At 53.4% G+C, this 12,733-nt stretch carries 6 protein-coding genes, 10 tRNA genes, 4 rRNA genes and 1 other RNA gene; 2 read left to right on the top strand and 19 right to left on the bottom strand.

Annotation, left to right across the window (positions count from 1 at the left end; all coding sequences use genetic code 11):
* Positions 1–33 precede the first annotated feature (33 nt).
* From Q4T40_01780 to Q4T40_01770, 3 genes are read right to left on the bottom strand one after another with little or no spacing between them, the layout of a single operon-like run.
* Positions 34–897, bottom strand: coding sequence for a phosphogluconate dehydrogenase C-terminal domain-containing protein (locus Q4T40_01780; GenBank protein MDT8899963.1), 864 nt, complete (start codon positions 895–897; stop codon positions 34–36).
* A gap of 10 nt (positions 898–907) precedes the next feature.
* Positions 908–1,855 carry a transketolase C-terminal domain-containing protein gene (locus Q4T40_01775; protein MDT8899962.1) on the bottom strand — a complete coding sequence of 316 codons (948 nt, stop codon included), beginning with the start codon at positions 1,853–1,855 and terminating at the stop codon, positions 908–910.
* The gene (locus tag Q4T40_01770; protein MDT8899961.1) at positions 1,852–2,682 is read right to left on the bottom strand and encodes a transketolase; all 831 of its coding nucleotides are present in this window, start codon (positions 2,680–2,682) and stop codon (positions 1,852–1,854) included. Before Q4T40_01770 ends, Q4T40_01775 begins: the two co-directional genes overlap by 4 nt.
* Positions 2,683–3,033: 351 nt before the next feature.
* Between Q4T40_01770 and Q4T40_01765 the strand changes: the two genes are divergently transcribed.
* Positions 3,034–3,762: a FadR/GntR family transcriptional regulator gene (locus Q4T40_01765; GenBank protein MDT8899960.1), complete on the top strand. Its 729-nt coding sequence runs from the start codon at positions 3,034–3,036 to the stop codon at positions 3,760–3,762.
* 224 nt (positions 3,763–3,986) lie between these two features.
* Here the strand turns inward: Q4T40_01765 and rnpB are convergent.
* The 13 genes from rnpB to Q4T40_01700 all read right to left on the bottom strand — a co-directional run bounded on the left by rnpB (position 3,987) and on the right by Q4T40_01700 (position 11,010).
* An RNA gene (gene rnpB / locus Q4T40_01760) (RNase P RNA component class B) lies at positions 3,987–4,309 on the bottom strand.
* 19 nt (positions 4,310–4,328) lie between these two features.
* A tRNA-Tyr gene (locus Q4T40_01755) sits at positions 4,329–4,414 on the bottom strand.
* Positions 4,415–4,420: 6 nt separating this feature from the next.
* Positions 4,421–4,497: transfer RNA gene (locus Q4T40_01750), tRNA-Asp, on the bottom strand.
* A gap of 25 nt (positions 4,498–4,522) precedes the next feature.
* Positions 4,523–4,598 (bottom strand) — tRNA-Val (locus Q4T40_01745).
* A 5-nt stretch (positions 4,599–4,603) separates the two neighbouring features.
* Positions 4,604–4,679 (bottom strand) — tRNA-Lys (locus Q4T40_01740).
* 142 nt (positions 4,680–4,821) lie between these two features.
* Positions 4,822–4,897, bottom strand: a tRNA-Met gene (locus Q4T40_01735).
* Between the two features lie 40 nt (positions 4,898–4,937).
* Positions 4,938–5,054: ribosomal RNA gene (gene rrf, locus Q4T40_01730) — 5S ribosomal RNA — on the bottom strand.
* Positions 5,055–5,203: 149 nt separating this feature from the next.
* Positions 5,204–8,126 (bottom strand): 23S ribosomal RNA (locus tag Q4T40_01725).
* Between the two features lie 370 nt (positions 8,127–8,496).
* A 16S ribosomal RNA gene (locus tag Q4T40_01720) occupies positions 8,497–10,050 on the bottom strand.
* A 219-nt stretch (positions 10,051–10,269) separates the two neighbouring features.
* A 5S ribosomal RNA gene (gene rrf / locus Q4T40_01715) occupies positions 10,270–10,386 on the bottom strand.
* The 16S, 23S and 5S rRNA genes sit together here with 8 tRNA genes alongside, the layout of an rRNA operon.
* 12 nt (positions 10,387–10,398) lie before the next feature.
* A tRNA-Cys gene (locus tag Q4T40_01710) sits at positions 10,399–10,473 on the bottom strand.
* Between the two features lie 9 nt (positions 10,474–10,482).
* A tRNA-Gly gene (locus tag Q4T40_01705) sits at positions 10,483–10,557 on the bottom strand.
* A gap of 377 nt (positions 10,558–10,934) precedes the next feature.
* A tRNA-Arg gene (locus Q4T40_01700) sits at positions 10,935–11,010 on the bottom strand.
* Positions 11,011–11,275: 265 nt separating this feature from the next.
* Here Q4T40_01700 and Q4T40_01695 point away from each other — a divergent pair.
* Positions 11,276–12,145, top strand: coding sequence for a methyl-accepting chemotaxis protein (locus Q4T40_01695; protein ID MDT8899959.1), 870 nt, complete (start codon positions 11,276–11,278; stop codon positions 12,143–12,145).
* Between the two features lie 70 nt (positions 12,146–12,215).
* On the opposite strand, the gene Q4T40_01690 is transcribed toward Q4T40_01695, so the two are convergent.
* The 3 genes from Q4T40_01690 to Q4T40_01680 form a co-directional block, all read right to left on the bottom strand.
* Positions 12,216–12,407, bottom strand: a complete 192-nt coding sequence (locus Q4T40_01690) for a hypothetical protein (protein MDT8899958.1) — start codon at positions 12,405–12,407, stop codon at positions 12,216–12,218.
* Between the two features lie 148 nt (positions 12,408–12,555).
* Positions 12,556–12,629, bottom strand: a tRNA-Gly gene (locus Q4T40_01685).
* 14 nt (positions 12,630–12,643) lie between these two features.
* Positions 12,644–12,720: transfer RNA gene (locus Q4T40_01680), tRNA-Pro, on the bottom strand.
* Positions 12,721–12,733 lie beyond the last annotated feature (13 nt).

Here is a 12,733-nt window from a genome sequence, read left to right as displayed (position 1 = left end):
GGCCCCGCGAGCGTTTGAAGGTGCCGGGCAGTGTCAAATCTGCGGTTTTTCGGGATGCAGCATGGTTGCGATAACCTTATCCAGAACCTCGTCGTCCCAGATTTTCTTCCAGTCCTCCCGTAAGACCAGCTTGTTGCCGAGCTCAATCGCCACCAGACAGGCGTCGGAAACTTTGGTGTTGCCGAGTTTACCGAGGAAATTCGCCGTCAGGTTATAAACGTGGCCGGCCAGGAACGACTCGGCAGCAGCCCTGGGGATGCCACGCCGTTCGGCCTCTTTCACCGTCTCCGCCATGGCGTACAGTGTCGTGGCGCCCAATAGCTCGACCAGCGTCGGCTCCAGAAAAGCAATGTCCCTGACGCTCATGACATAGCTGTTTTCAACCGGCGAGAACATGATCTCGCAAACTGTCCTGGCTTTGGCAAAATTGTCGTCGTTGCCCTGGATCTTCGCGACAACGATATCCTGCTTCGCGGCTACGCCGCCGAAGTAATCATGCCGGGCCTCGTAGGTGTCCTGATCGAGGAAAAAGGACGGATGGCACGGGTGGGTGACGACAAACGTGCAGTCGTCCCGCAGCGCCAGCTCTTTTGCCACCGCGGCGGCGGGGTCGAGTATGATGCAGGTCGAGTCCGGGGTCATAAGCTTGACGATGCCTACGGATACATCTTTCATGATCTTGTCGGGTACAGCCAATACGACGATGTCGCTCCGCGGGACGGCGACTTCGGCGGCAGTGACCGCAAAGCCGCGCTCTTTAATGTTTTTTATGCCGGCTTCGGCGTTTTCGCAGAAGTTCAGTTCGATGGAGTCGGGGTGCTTCGCCAGGTTGTTCGTTGTCCTGACGCCCATTTTTCCGCCGGCGCCGATGACGCTGACGACCAACTTGTTGCTCATTGTAAAGCCCTCATTTCTTCTTTTTCATTACCTTCACAACCGCGTTGACGATGTCGTTCACCGACATGCCGTAATAATCGAGCACTTCTTCGGCGGGACCGGAGCCGGGGAAAATATCCCGGAGGCCCACGCGCTCAACCGGCACGGGGCAGTTTTCCGTACTCACCATCGCGATGGCGTCCGCCAGGCCGCCGATTATGTTGTGGTCCTCGACCGTTACCGCGGCGCCGCATTTTTCCAAAATACCGGTAACGGTTTCGCTGTCGATGGGTTTCAGCGTGTGTACATCCGCCAGGGTGACCTTGATTCCCCGGCTGCTCAGAATCTCGGCGGCCTCGACCGCCCGGTTCAGCACAAACCCGCTGGCGAAAAGGGCGGCGTCGCTTCCGTATTCCTTCAAAACGCGAACTTTTCCGAGCTCAAAAGGCGCGTCTTCTTTGTAGACGACGTGTTCTCGCCCGCTGCCGGCCCGCAGATACACCGGCCCGTCGATTGTCGCGATCGCCTTGACGGCCTGAAAAACCTGATGCTCGTCGGCCGGCGCCACCACCGTTATTCCCGGGATGCTTCGCACGATGCCCAGGTCTTCGAAAAACTGATGGGTGACGCCCTCCCGCTCGCCGCCGAAGATGCCGCCGTTGATGCCGATAAACTTGACATTGAGCTGCGGATAGGCGACGAAAGTTCGTAACTGTTCGCAGGCCCGCATCGTAATGAAGCCGGCGTAGGTCGCCACGAAGGGAACGAGCCCGCTGCTGGCCAGCCCGGCCGCCACCGCCACCGCGTTTTGCTCCGCGATGCCGACCTCGATGTATCTTTCCGGAAACCTGTCAGCAAACGGCGTCGCCCGCATGGCCTTCAGCGAGTCCGGGGAAACGAGCAGCAACCGGTCGTCGCTTTCGGCCATTTCGAGCAGCGCCTGGGTAAACGCTTCCCTTGTCCCCTTGTACTTACTCATTGCCGTGCACCTCCCAAAACCTGCTGTGCGATTGCGAGCTGGTCGCCGTCCGGAACCCTTTTGTGCCACGAGTTGTCATTTTCCATATAAGCGAGCCCCTTGCCCTTGATTGTCTTGGCGACGATTACCGAGGGGCCGTTCGCCTTTTTGGCGTTGGCGATGGCGGTGACGATCTGCGCGAAGTCGTGGCCGTCGATCGACTGGCAATGCCATCCGAAGGCTTCCCACTTGGGCAGGATGGGCAGAAGGCCGCTGACCTTGTCGACGCTGTCGCCGCTCTGCCAGCCGTTGTGGTCGACAAACGCGATCAGATTGTTCAGTTGATATTTCTTGGCGCACATCGCCGCTTCCCAGACGATGCCTTCCTGGATTTCGCCGTCGCCCAGCATCACATAAGTATAATAAGCCTTCTTCCGGTATTTGGCGGCGATCGCCATTCCTACGCCTATCGAAAGGCCATTCCCCAAAGAACCGGAAGTCATATCGATTCCGGGCGTTTTCTTCATGCACGGATGGCCCTGAAGAATGCAGTCCAGTTTTCTGAGCCCCGCATACTCCTCCACCGGAAAGTAGCCGCGCCTGGCCAACGCTGCATACAGCACCGGGCAGGCATGGCCTTTGGAAAGAATAAATCTGTCCCTGTCCTCCCAGCGCGGATTTCGCGGGTCGATATTCAATTCCTTGAAATACAGAGTGGTTATTATGTCCGCGATCGATAACGCCGGACCGGGATGGCCATCTTTGGCGTCATGCACCATTTTGACCACATCCAGCCGTAACTGGTCAGCTATTTTTCGCAGTTCCGCCGTTTTAGCCTCTTCCGCCATAATGCCCTACCTCTTTCAAAAATAATTTTGCGCCGGCCGATATCCAACTGGCAGCCGCCTTTAGCAACATCTCTCCATTTACGTATTAGGTTTTTGAATCAGGTCATACATCAAACATCATACATTTACTATTATACTAAAATTGTAGTTTGGCAAGACCCCGATTGTCAATCCCAGTATTTATAATTTTCTCATTTTGCACCCCCGGCATTCTTCGCCAGAGATTGTATTTACCGAAAAGATTATGTTATTATCGATGCATAAGCAGCAAAACAGCACGGTGTGACATTTATTTCCCTGGCAGGACACAGTGTAGTGGAATACTTCTGCGGAAGAGGGATGGTTGGCCTAATGCAAACTAACGGCTTGGGTATCATGGCCAGATTGACTGCGAGACCCAGCGAATCGTCGGTCGATTATGTTGTCAACAGTATCAAGGAGTTGCTCCTGACCCAGAAAGTGCGGCCAGGCGACCGTCTGCCCACGGAAATGGAGTTGGCCCGGCTGCTGTCGGTCAGCAGGGGGTCGGTGCGCGAGGCGATGAAAATCCTTTCCGCTTTCGGCATCGTCGAAATCAAGCGCGGGGACGGCACTTATGTGGCGAACATGAGCGGCAAGGTGTTGTTTGATCCCTTGTTATTCAACCTTATCCTGTCCCAGCCCAATTTTGACGAGTTAAAAGAGTTCCGGCTGCTGCTGGAAAAAGATGTGGTCCGGCTGGTGATAAAAAACGCCAGTACCGAAGACATCAACCTCCTCAGAGTCGCCTATGAAGAAATGAATGCTCTGAAGGACCAGGAGCCCCGAAGCTACGACCAGTTGCTCGATTCCGACCTGAAATTCCATATTGTTCTGGGCCAGATCTGCAATAACAGGTTGTTTGAAAAAATTTATCTTTTTATTATGGAATACTTTAAACCGTTTATCGCTCAGAGCCTGCGGAAGCATACCAACTTCAGCCTGGAATCGAACGAAACCCACAGAAGGGTTTTGGATGCCGTCGAAAGAAGGGATATCGCCGCCGCGGAAAGAGCCATCGAGAATTCGCTCGATGTCTGGCAAAACCTTATTTTCAAGTAACGTAATTCAGACTAGCAGAAGGTATCAACCGCCAACTTCGTTTTGCTTCTGTGGGGATAACTGCTGTTTCAGCAGACATAATAACAAGGCTCCGCATTTCTGCGGAGCCTTGTATTTCACTGGCGCGCCTGGCCACGATTTGAACGCGCGACCTTTTAATTCGTGGTCAAATACTCTATCCAGTTGAGTTACTGAGTCATTTATTTTGAACAGCCTTCTTCAAAAACCGTAAGCCAGTTTCTGTTTTAGGAAATTATTTATCTAACGCTATTACTAGCATTCCCCCGTCTGGTTCCTTTCCCTCGCGGAGGTTCCCCTACCATAATTCGGGTTTCTGCCTCGTGGAGTTTACCGCTTTTCACCAGACCGTCGCCGGTCTACCCACTCTCTGTGCACTTTATGGCTACTTTCGGCTGCAAGAGTCGATTTTGCCGTCGTCAGGGCAAGCCCTGCCCCGCCTTGCGGCGGGCACGAACGTTACGGCCATCTCAGGCCGTGGCAGTCTGGACTTTCCTCAGTATTATTCATACCGCAATTTCCCGTTTTTGAAGAAGGCTGGACTTTTATGGTGGAGGGGGGTGGATTCGAACCACCGAAGGCGTCAGCCGGCAGATTTACAGTCTGCTCCCTTTAACCACTCGGGAACCCCTCCGTTATGTGGCGACCCCGAACGGATTTGAACCGTCGATCTCCGCCGTGACAGGGCGACATGTTAGACCACTACACCACGGGGCCGTAATTAATCAGGCACAATATGCCTTGGTGGGCGATGACAGGATCGAACTGCCGACATCCTGCTTGTAAGGCAGGCGCTCTCCCAGCTGAGCTAATCGCCCAGATATGGTGACCCACGATGGACTCGAACCATCGACACCCTGATTAAAAGTCAGGTGCTCTACCGACTGAGCTAGTGGGTCATATGGCATAACAACAGGGATTTCGTCCCTGGCCGGGGTTGCCTCCACTAACGATTTAGTAATCCGCCGTGTTAACCGCTTCTCCACAGCACCGTTTTAGATTATAAATGCCAAGCGAGTTGCCTCGTTTGGCATGATAATTTGGTTGCGGGGGCAGGATTTGAACCTGCGACCTTCGGGTTATGAGCCCGACGAGCTGCCAGCTGCTCCACCCCGCGATGTGAGAGACAGACAGAGTACCTTAGCGGTACTCTGTCTAACCGGCGCCTACCTATCCTCCCAGGCCGTTTCCAGCCAAGTACTTTCGGCGTATGTGGGCTTAACTGCCGTGTTCGGTATGGGAACGGGTGGGACCCCACAGCTATCGGCACCAGATTGTAGAGGTAAGCATCTTAAAAGTACGCTCCCTCAAAACATCACAGAAGAAAGTGTATGCACATTTGCTTGGATTAGACATAAGATGTTCTTCGCTACGCTCAGAACTTGCCGACCACATCAGCGCTGAAGCGCTGTGTGTCTGGCCATAAGTCAAGCCCTCGGCCTATTAGTACCAGTCAGCTGAAGACATTACTGCCCTTACACTCCTGGCCTATCAACCTCGTGTTCTACAAGGGGCCTTACCAGCTTACGCTGTGAGAGACCTCATCTTGAGGCCGGTTTCACGCTTAGATGCTTTCAGCGTTTATCCGTTCCCGACGTAGCTACCCAGCTGTACCCCTGGCGGGATAACTGGTACACCATTGGTCAGTCCACTCCGGTCCTCTCGTACTAGGAGCAGTTCCCCTCAAGTCTCTTACGCCCGCGATGGATAGGGACCGAACTGTCTCACGACGTTCTGAACCCAGCTCACGTACCACTTTAATGGGCGAACAGCCCAACCCTTGGGACCTACTTCAGCCCCAGGATGTGATGAGCCGACATCGAGGTGCCAAACCTCCCCGTCGATATGGACTCTTGGGAGAGATTAGCCTGTTATCCCCAGGGTAGCTTTTATCCGTTGAGCGATGGCCCTTCCACTCGGTACCACCGGATCACTAAGCCCGACTTTCGTCCCTGCTCGTCTTGTCTGACTCGCAGTCAAGCTCCCTTCTGCCTTTGCACTCTGCGCGCGATTTCCAACCGCGCTGAGGGAACCTTTGGGCGCCTCCGTTACACTTTCGGAGGCGACCGCCCCAGTCAAACTGCCCACCTGGCACTGTCCTGAGAGTCGTTACTTCTTCAGTTAGAACTCCAGTAAATCAAGGGTGGTATCCCAAGGGCGACTCCACCAAGACTTGCGTCCTCGCTTCTAAGTCTCCCACCTATCCTGTACATGATTTACCAAAATCCAATGCCAGGCTGCAGTAAAGCTCCATGGGGTCTTTCTGTCCAGTCGCGGGTAACCTGCATCTTCACAGGTATTTCAATTTCACCGGGTCCCTCGTTGAGACAGTGCCCAAGTCGTTACACCTTTCGTGCGGGTCGGAACTTACCCGACAAGGAATTTCGCTACCTTAGGACCGTTATAGTTACGGCCGCCGTTTACTGGGGCTTCGGTTCACACCTTCGAATTGCTTCTAAGCACTCCCCTTAACCTTCCAGCACCGGGCAGGTGTCAGCACCTATACGTCAGCTTTCGCTTTAGCAGGCACCTGTGTTTGTGGTAAACAGTCGCTTGGGCCTCTCTTCTGCGACCCCAGGACGCTTCAATCGTTTCTAATCTACACGTCCCAGGGCTCCCCTTCTCCCGAAGTTACGGGGACATTTTGCCGAGTTCCTTAACGAGGGTTCTCCCGCGCACCTTAGGATTCTCTCCCCGCCTACCTGTGTCGGTTTGCGGTACGGGCACCCACAAGTCTCGCTAGAAGCTTTTCTTGACAGTCTAGGGTCAGTAAGTTCGCCAATATCGCTATCGGCTCCCCGTCACTTCTCAGGCTTTTCGTTTGGGGGATTTGCCTCCCAAACACCCTACTAGTTTAGACGCGAATTTCCATCCTCGCGATTACCTACCTTACTGTGTCACTCCATCACTCAAACGACTTGGGGTGGTACTGGAATATCAACCAGTTGTCCATCGCCTACGCATCTACGCCTCGGCTTAGGTCCCGACTTACCCTGAGCGGACGATCCTTCCTCAGGAATCCTTAGGCTTTCGGTGGGAAGGATTCTCACCTTCCTTTTCGCTACTCATACCGGCATTCTCACTTCCTACCAGTCCACCGCACCTTCCGATGCGACTTCGACCCAGTAGGAACGCTCCCCTACCCCTGAACTTTCGTTCAAGCCATAGCTTCGGTTCCGTGCTTTAGCCCCGGACATTTTCGGCGCAGCGACACTCGACCAGTGAGCTATTACGCACTCTTTTAATGGTGGCTGCTTCTAAGCCAACATCCTGGTTGTTTTTGTATCGCCACATCCTTTGCCACTTAGCACGGCATTGGGGACCTTAGCTGATGGTCTGGGCTGTTTCCCTCTTGACTACGGATCTTAGCACTCGCAGTCTGACTCCCAAGTTAAACTTACTCCATTCGCAGTTTGACAGAGTTCGGTAACCTAACGGCCCCTAGCCCAATCAGAGCTCTACCGTCGTAAGTCATCACTTGAGGCTAGCCCTAAAGCTATTTCGGGGAGAACCAGCTATCTCCGCGTTCGATTGGCATTTCACCCCTATCCACAACTCATCCCAAAGCTTTTCAACGCTCACGGGTTCGGGCCTCCACGTAATTTTACCTACGCTTCACCCTGGTCATGGATAGATCACTGCGGTTTCGGGTCTACAATCACTAACTGTCGCCCTATTAAGACTCGCTTTCGCTGCGGCTCCGTGTTTCCCACTTAACCTCGCTAGTGACTGTAACTCGCCGGTTCATTCTTCAATAGGCACGCCGTCGCCTTTTACAGCTTCGACTGCTTGTAGACATACGGTTTCAGGTACTTTTTCACTCCCCTCCCGGGGTGCTTTTCACCTTTCCCTCACGGTACTATGCGCTATCGGTCGCCAACGAGTATTTTGCCTTGGAGGGTGGTCCCCCCTGCTTCCCACAGGGTTTCTCGTGTCCCGTGGTACTCTGGATACCAGCCACTTGGCTCTGTCTTTCGCCTACAGGGCTCTTACCTTCTGTGGCCTACCTTTCCAGGTAGTTCGACTAGACCTGACCAAGATTATGCTGGTCCTCAACCCCAAGGAGCCGAAGCTCCCTGGTTTGGGCTCTTCCCCGTTCGCTCGCCGCTACTTAGGGAATCTCGTTTGATTACTTTTCCTCCGGGTACTTAGATGTTTCAGTTCCCCGGGTGCCCTCCTCACGCTTAAAGCGTGGGTGACGGTGCATTACCACCGCCGGGTTCCCCCATTCGGAGACCTGAGGATCTATGCCTGCTTGCGGCTCCCCTCAGTTTTTCGCAGCTTACCGCGTCCTTCTTCGGCTGTTGGCGCCAAGGCATCCGCCGTATGCCCTTACTAGCTTGACTTATTACGGTTGGCACACAGCCAACCTAAGCTTTGCTAATGTAGCTTTGCTTCACCTTGCCTAATCCTAATGTGCTCGTTAAGAACTTCTCTACTTACATAGAGAGGTTTTTTAACTTCACTTTCTTCTGTGCTGTTTTCAAGGAGCTGGTTGCAGGTTTAGGATTCATGTTCCCGTCCCTGCCAGGATCACTTATGTTACCATACTCGCTTATGTTTTTCAACATGTACTTTCTGGTAACTGGTGTTCCCTCAAAACTAAACAATGTAGGGTGAGCATTACTGCCACGACATATCGTGCGTCTAATGTTCTTTGCCAGATGTGTCCGACCTTGGATACCGGGAGATGTTTCACTCCCGAGTTCTCCATAGAAAGGAGGTGATCCAGCCGCACCTTCCGATACGGCTACCTTGTTACGACTTCACCCCAATCATCGGCCCCACCTTCGGCGGCTGGCCCCATTGCTGGTTACCTCACCGACTTCGGGTGTTGCAGACTCTCGTGGTGTGACGGGCGGTGTGTACAAGGCCCGGGAACGTATTCACCGCAGCATGCTGATCTGCGATTACTAGCGATTCCGACTTCACGGAGGCGGGTTGCAGCCTCCGATCCGAACTGAGAGCTCGTTTTTGGGATTCGCTCTGCCTCGCGGCTTCGCTGCCCTCTATTAGAGCCCATTGTAGTACGTGTGTAGCCCAGGACATAAGGGGCATGATGACTTGACGTCATCCCCGCCTTCCTCCGCATTGTCTGCGGCAGTCTCCCTTGAGTTCCCACCTTTACGTGCTGGCAACAAAGGATAAGGGTTGCGCTCGTTGCGGGACTTAACCCAACATCTCACGACACGAGCTGACGACAGCCATGCACCACCTGTTTTCGTGTGTCCGAAGACAGGCACTCATCTCTGAGTGTTTCACTCAATGTCAAGCCCTGGTAAGGTTCTTCGCGTTGCGTCGAATTAAACCACATACTCCACCGCTTGTGCGGGCCCCCGTCAATTCCTTTGAGTTTCAACCTTGCGGCCGTACTCCCCAGGCGGGGTACTTATTGCGTTAACTCCGGCACAGGAGGGGTCGATACCCCCTACACCTAGTACCCATCGTTTACGGCCAGGACTACCGGGGTATCTAATCCCGTTCGCTCCCCTGGCTTTCGCGCCTCAGCGTCAGACACCGTCCAGAAAGCCGCCTTCGCCACTGGTGTTCCTCCCAATATCTACGCATTTCACCGCTACACTGGGAATTCCGCTTTCCTCTCCGGCACTCAAGAATATTAGTTTCTCACCCATCACGGGGTTGAGCCCCGCACTTTTAAATGAGACTTAATATCCCGCCTGCGCGCGCTTTACGCCCAATAATTCCGGACAACGCTCGCCACCTACGTATTACCGCGGCTGCTGGCACGTAGTTAGCCGTGGCTTCCTCCTCGGGTACCGTCATCTTCCCACATTGTTCACATGGAAAGTGTTCTTCCCCGATAACAGAGCTTTACAACCCGAAGGCCTTCGTCACTCACGCGGCGTTGCTCCGTCAGACTTTCGTCCATTGCGGAAGATTCCCCACTGCTGCCTCCCGTAGGAGTCTGGGCCGTGTCTCAGTCCCAGTGTGGCCGTTCATCCTCTCAGACCGGCTACTGATCGTCGCCTAGGTGGGCTTTTACCCCGCCTACTAGCTAATCAGACGCAGACCCATCTTCTAGCGATAGCTTACATGTAGAGGCCATCTTTCTTGCCTATAGTATGCACCTTAGGCATCACATTCGGTATTAGCACCACTTTCGCGGTGTTGTCCCCAGCTAGAAGGTAGGTTGTCTACGCGTTACTCACCCGTTCGCCACTAGGAGTTATTGCTAACTCCCCGTTCGACTTGCATGTGTTAAGCACGCCGCCAGCGTTCGTCCTGAGCCAGGATCAAACTCTCCAAAAAATTGTATTCTTTGGAGCCTTTGATGGCTCGTTTGAATCGATTGTGTGTTTTTTGACTACGCTCCCGAAGAAGCGCAGCCCGCACATCTGGCTTAATTTTACCTACATTGTTCAGTTTTCAAGGAACACTGTCCGGCGTTTGACCGGATCTTTATGTTAACATATCCTCATCGGCTCTGTCAACACTCTTTTTTTGGTAACTCGCTATTAGCTAGCGATCAATCGGCGTCTACTTAATCTCCCAGGCCGTTGCCAGCCAAGTACCTTCAGCGTATAAGAGCTTAACTTCTGTGTTCGGTATGGGAACAGGTGGAGCCTCTTAGCTATCGACACCGAATATGTAGTTATTTGGAGGCGACACCTAGATTCGAACTAGGGTGTGAAGGTTTTGCAGACCTTAGCCTTACCGCTTGGCAATGCCGCCATTATTTATTGGAGCGGAAGACGAGATTCGAACTCGCGACCCTCGCCTTGGCAAGGCGATGCTCTACCACTGAGCTACTTCCGCGTCGGAGTTATTACTATATCAGGATTGTCTATCTAAGTCAACTGGCACATTTTGAGAATTTGCGTACGTTTTTTGGTCTGCTCTTATAACAGTGGGTTATAACCTAAGGTTGAAACTACTGCTCCGGCTCACGTTTACCTATGATTCGATCCACTTGGTCATTTATTAAAGATAGACACGTGCTCAAGTCGGTCAACAGGGAATTTAAAAGATGGATGCCTTTCTCACTTCTCCGCGGGAATAAAAGGACAGGCGTAAACGCCGAACCTTGTTGAATACAGGTTGTCGTCGGCTGTCGCTGGTATCCATTTTTGTACAACAAGGCCCATGTTTACATAATAAAAGCCTCTGCATTGCTGCTGAGGCTTTTATTTACTTGGCGCGCCTGGCACGATTCGAACGTGCGACCAACGGATTAGAAGTCCGTTGCTCTATCCCCTGAGCTACAGGCGCATATGATTGGTTTCGGCGACTTTAGCCGTTACTCACCGAAAGATTATAGCATCATTACCGGGCCTGTGTCAACAAAGGCTTCCATCCATTTTCGGCCATCGGTCCGGCCGACGGCGACCGTATATACCATGCGCCGGCAGTATTTTTATATTTTCTGGGCGAACGGCGCCTTATGCGGTATTTTATAAAGGTTTTTCAGTAATTATGCCGAATATTCTTTCTTATTTAATATGTCCTAAAAGCGAGGGGTGAAGCTGTGTTGACAATGGATCAGGCTGTCGCTGACGAGCTGACCGGTTTTATTTACGGCCGGACGGGCTACCACACCATTGTTTGCGACGCGACCGGCACGATAATCGCCGATTCGGCCAAAACCCGCATCGGGATCACGCATGCGGGGTCCAACAAAATCCTTACTTCGGATATCGATACTATCGTTGTCACTGAGGAAGATGCGGCCGCTTCCGACGGCAAAATGAAGCCCGGCGCCAATATGGCCGTCAAGGACAACGGGGTGAAAATAGGCACTTTCGGCATCGCCGGCAATCCCCAGATCGTCGAACCGATAGTTAAGATTGCCGCCGGGCTCGTTCTTTCCCGCTTACAGGATAAAGAGACCTCCGCCAAGATCAGCCAACTGGTAAACAACCTTTATTCTTCTCTGGAGCAAGCGGCCGCCGCCATCGAGGAATTATCGGCTTCGTCGCAGGAGCTGGCTTCCACCAGTGAGGAGGCGGCGGCGCTATCGCGAGAAGCGGCCCAGAAAGTAAACAACACTTCAGAAATCCTCGAGCTTATCAAGCGAGTCGCCCAGCAGACCAACCTGCTCGGTCTTAACGCCGCCATCGAAGCCGCCCGGGCCGGAGAACTCGGGCGCGGGTTTGCGGTCGTAGCCGACGAGGTGCGCAAGCTGGCCGACGAAAGCAGCCGGTCGGTGGGAGAAATCAATGCGATGCTGAGCCAATTCCAGGTATCGGTGGAGCAGGTTCTGAAGAATGTCGAGCAAAACAGCACCATCACCCAGGAGCAGGCTAAATCGACCCAGGAAATCGCCCGTATGATAGAGGGCTTACGCAATGTCGGCCAGGACCTGATAGCGGTCGCCGAGAAAACTACCGCAATCGGAGGAACTTGATGGCAAAGGAAAAGCGGCGCGCTGTTTGCGGGCCGCTTATACGTATCTGGGAACCTGTCCCGAAAAATCTTTAAAAAAGCTGCAGTTGATCCTGATCCGGATCTATTTTGGCCGGGTTGACGTTTTTGATTTCCCGCGCGAATATCCAGCGATCGCAGCTACGACAGTAGACGCTGGCATTTTCGTATGCCCACGCGAGGTCGCGGCCGCACTTGGGGCAGATAAACTGAATCATGAGTTTTTGCGCCGCAACAGCCGCCACCCGCCCCCACCTCCGCGTTCATTATACCTTATGGTTATTTCGCGCCGGGCGCCCAAAACCCTTTTCCCGGCGGCTGATTGCCCATATAAGCTGATTTTGTTGCACTATAACTAAGCCGCCCGGACTTTCGCCGGGCGGCATTTCATACTGGAGCGGGTGATGGGAATCGAACCCACGTGACCAGCTTGGAAGGCTGGGGCTCTACCATTGAGCTACACCCGCGGCTAAATAAAGCGTGGTCGGAGCGGCAGGATTTGAACCTGCGACCCCCTGGTCCCAAGCCAGGTGCTCTACCAAGCTGAGCCACGCCCCGTGAACCGCAAAGA

The sequence above is a fragment of the Selenomonadales bacterium 4137-cl genome (assembly GCA_032334055.1).
In the GTDB taxonomy this organism is placed as follows: Bacteria; Bacillota; Negativicutes; order Sporomusales; family UBA7701; genus Anaeroselena; species Anaeroselena agilis.
Note: the sequence above shows the minus strand (reverse complement) of the source record. Positions and strands in the feature narration are given on the sequence as shown.

Coding starts and splice junctions, on each gene's coding strand:
- Q4T40_01780 (MDT8899963.1), bottom strand. CDS start 897: ATGAGCAACAAGTTGGTCGTCAGCGTCATCGGCGCCGGCGGAAAAATG.
- Q4T40_01775 (MDT8899962.1), bottom strand. CDS start 1,855: ATGAGTAAGTACAAGGGGACAAGGGAAGCGTTTACCCAGGCGCTGCTC.
- Q4T40_01770 (MDT8899961.1), bottom strand. CDS start 2,682: ATGGCGGAAGAGGCTAAAACGGCGGAACTGCGAAAAATAGCTGACCAG.
- Q4T40_01765 (MDT8899960.1), top strand. CDS start 3,034: ATGCAAACTAACGGCTTGGGTATCATGGCCAGATTGACTGCGAGACCC.
- Q4T40_01695 (MDT8899959.1), top strand. CDS start 11,276: ATGGATCAGGCTGTCGCTGACGAGCTGACCGGTTTTATTTACGGCCGG.